We start from the raw sequence: 3,233 nt of genomic DNA on the forward strand, positions 1-3,233 counted from the left end.
ATCATAACGGAAACGGGGCATTGTCCCCCGGATCCAGATAAAGACAAATGAGACAGCAAGAACCTTGATCAAAAACCAGATGACCGGCGGCAACAACGGCCCATGCCAGCCACCGAGGAAAAAGACCGTGGTCATCGAGCCAAGGATAATCATGTTGATGTATTCACCGACAAAGAACAGGCCGAAACGCATCCCTGAGTACTCGGTATGAAAACCGGCGACCAGTTCGTTCTCCGCTTCCGGTAAATCAAATGGCGTTCGCTTCGACTCGGCGGCGATGCTGAAAAAGAAGATCAGGAAAGAGACCGGGTGCAGCAGGGCAAACGGAACGGTTTGCTGGGCCATGACAATCTCGGTCAGTGAAAATGACTTGGCCGCCATGACAATCGGCACGATGGCAAGGCCCATCGAGAGTTCGTACGAAATGAGCTGCGCCAGCGTCCGGATCGAAGCGAGCAGTGCATACTTGGAGTTCGAAGCCCAGCCGCCGAGGACGACACCGTAAACCGCCAGCGATGAGAGTCCGAGAAAATAAAGAACACCGATATTGAGATCACAGACGACGAGAGGAAGCTGCCGACCGAAAATTTCGATGGTCGGACCGAACGGCACCACGGCAAAAGACATCAGCGCCGTCAGGGCGGCCAGGGCCGGTGCGACCAGGAAGATATACCTGTCGGCACCGGTCGGAACGACATCCTCCTTGGTCAGCATCTTGATCAGATCGGCCATTGGCTGAAACATGCCGAAGGGACCGACCCGATTCGGTCCGTGACGCATCTGCATCCGCGCCAGAATCTTCCGTTCAGCAAGAACCAGATAGGCGGCAAGGGTCAGAATCACGCCGAAGATCAGCCCGAGCTTGACGGCAATCAGTACACCTGTGATCAGCCATTCGGTCATCTATTTGCCCTCTTTCAGCAAGCGACAACTGAAGGTGCCGGCACCCGGCAGAAAGACGCCGGCCCCGGTCCTGTCAAAATAAGGAAGCAGTACCAGTCCGGGCACCGCCCGTTGGTCAATCCGGACCGGGATATGCAGATGGCCGAGGGCGCTGTGCAAGACAACAGTCTCCCCGTCCTCAATTCCGATCTCTTCGGCATCGATGCCGGAAACAATAATGTGTGGAGTTGCCCGGACTTCATCGAGAGTCGGCGAGTTGGCCGCCAACGTGCCGCTGCCGAGCAGATTAAAAATCGGTTGCAATTGCATCTGGTTGGCATCGCCAGCCGGGAAGGCCTGTTCGGGGGGCGGCGGTGCCATTCCGCCGGAAGCACAGACCGCAGCCGGGGTCTCTCCCAAACCGTAAAACCGGCTGTCCGATGTGGCGATTTCATTACGAAGCGCATCGAGATCATTTTCCCGTTGCAGCCACTCGGCCAACAGGCTGACTGCTGATACCGGCTCCGCACCCGGTGTCGACAGACTGAATGTGCGTGGGGGATGATCTCCCTGGCCGGTCACCTTCAGCGGCTCGCCCGGTTCCATCACCCTGTTGAAAGGCTGCATCCGCCCTTCACAGTTGACATAAGTCCCGGCCGATTCGACCGGTGCGGTCGTCGGCAGAAAGACATCGGCCCGCTTGACCGCCTCTCCCCCTACGTAATCCATGACAATGAGAACTTCGAGTCGCGACAGTGCCGCCTGAATCCTTGCCGGGTCCGGGTATTCCCGGAACGGGTCGCTTTCGAGACAGACAAGACCACGAATATCGCCATCGAGAATGCCGTCGAGGATGGATTCGAAACCGGGGCCTTCACCGGCCAGCATGGCGGCACCATAACTGTTCGGCCCGGGCAGATGGAGAAAGGTCCGGCAGGTTTTCGGAAACTTTTCAGCCAAATCGAGCAGGGCGTGAACACCTGTCGCCTGCAGCAGATCGGCGCCGCCGGTCAGGATCGGCCGCTTTGCCTGTTGCAGCCGCTGGCCGACCCCTTCGAGGATAAGTTTTTCCTGGCGCGTCAGGCCATCGACCGGCGATCCGGCCAGGGCCTGCAGGACCAGCGGCAGTTTTTCCGGCAGGGTCACCAGGTGCGAGGCCTGGAAAGGCAACTCCACCGGCCGGGAATCGATCACCGCAACATCTGCCCCGTTGCGTACGGCCTGGCGAATAGCGGCAGCAAGCATCGGCGCTTCGTTGAGCGGGTCACTGCCGACCAAAAGGATAAAATCACTCTGGCGAAGATCTTCCTGGCTGACACTCTCCATCTGGCGGCGGGCGGCCCAGACCCGGGCGGCCCGGTCACGTTGCGGGTGGCACTCGAAAACAAGATGATTTGAACCGTATTCGGAAGAGAGTTTTTTCAGCAGGTAATTCGCCTCAAGAGAGGCGCGGCTCGAGCCGAGCCAGGCTACGGAGTCGCCGCCGAGATCACCGGTCAAACGCTCAATCGCCGCCCGGCTCAGACGCAATGCTTCTTCGCGGATGGTTTCAGTTCCGCCCGCTTTCGGTCTCCGCGGCCGCAATGGGTTATTAACGTAACCGTATCCAAAGCGCCCACGGTTACAGATGAAATGACCGTTAACCTCTTCATTGATTCCGGATCGGATGCGCTGCAATTCGCGGTATCGCGCTCCCGGAATTGTGGCGCAGCCGAGCGAGCAATGCGGACAGACCGAATCACTCTCCTGCAGATCCCAGTATCGGCTTTTGAAGCGGAAAGTCTTATCGGTGAAGACACCGGTCGGGCAGACATCGGCCAGGTTCCCGGAGAACTGGCTGGTCAGCCGCCCGGGCTGGAAACGACCGTAAAAGACCCGGTTGCGCGATCCCATGACGCCGAAGTCAGTGCCGCCGAAATAGTCGCGATAGGTGCGCACGCAACGATAACACTGGATACAGCGGTTCATCTCCTGCTCGATAAACGGCCCGAGATCCTGGTTGACATAGGTTCGCTTTTTACCGCGATAATTCCGGATACTGTGCCCACCGGCGATCGTCATGTCCTGTAACTGGCATTCGCCCCCCTCATCGCAGACCGGGCAATCGTGCGGATGGTTGATCATCAACAGCTCGATCATATTCTGACGCAGCTCAACCGCCGTTGGCTCGAGGGTATTGACGACCATGCCATCGGCCGCCTCGACCAGGCACGACATCTGAACACCGCGCGTTTGCCCCGATTCGATATGCACGGCACAGAGCCGACAGGCACCAACCGCCCCGAGCGCCTTGTGGTAACAGAAGTGCGGTACCACGATACCGAGTTGCTCGGCCGCTTCGAGAACCGTTG

General features: G+C 58.6%; 2 protein-coding genes. Both read right to left on the reverse strand.

Annotated features, from left to right (window positions below):
- A partial coding sequence (locus C0623_05110; protein ID PLY01691.1) for an NADH-quinone oxidoreductase subunit NuoH occupies nt 1-903 on the reverse strand: 903 nt, incomplete at its 3' end.
- Nucleotides 904-3,233, reverse strand: a 2,330-nt coding sequence (gene nuoG, locus C0623_05115) for an NADH dehydrogenase (quinone) subunit G (protein PLY01692.1), incomplete at its 5' end; no start/stop codon positions are given. It abuts the gene before it with no gap.

This window comes from Desulfuromonas sp., from assembly GCA_002869615.1.
Lineage (GTDB): Bacteria > Desulfobacterota > Desulfuromonadia > Desulfuromonadales > UBA2294 > BM707.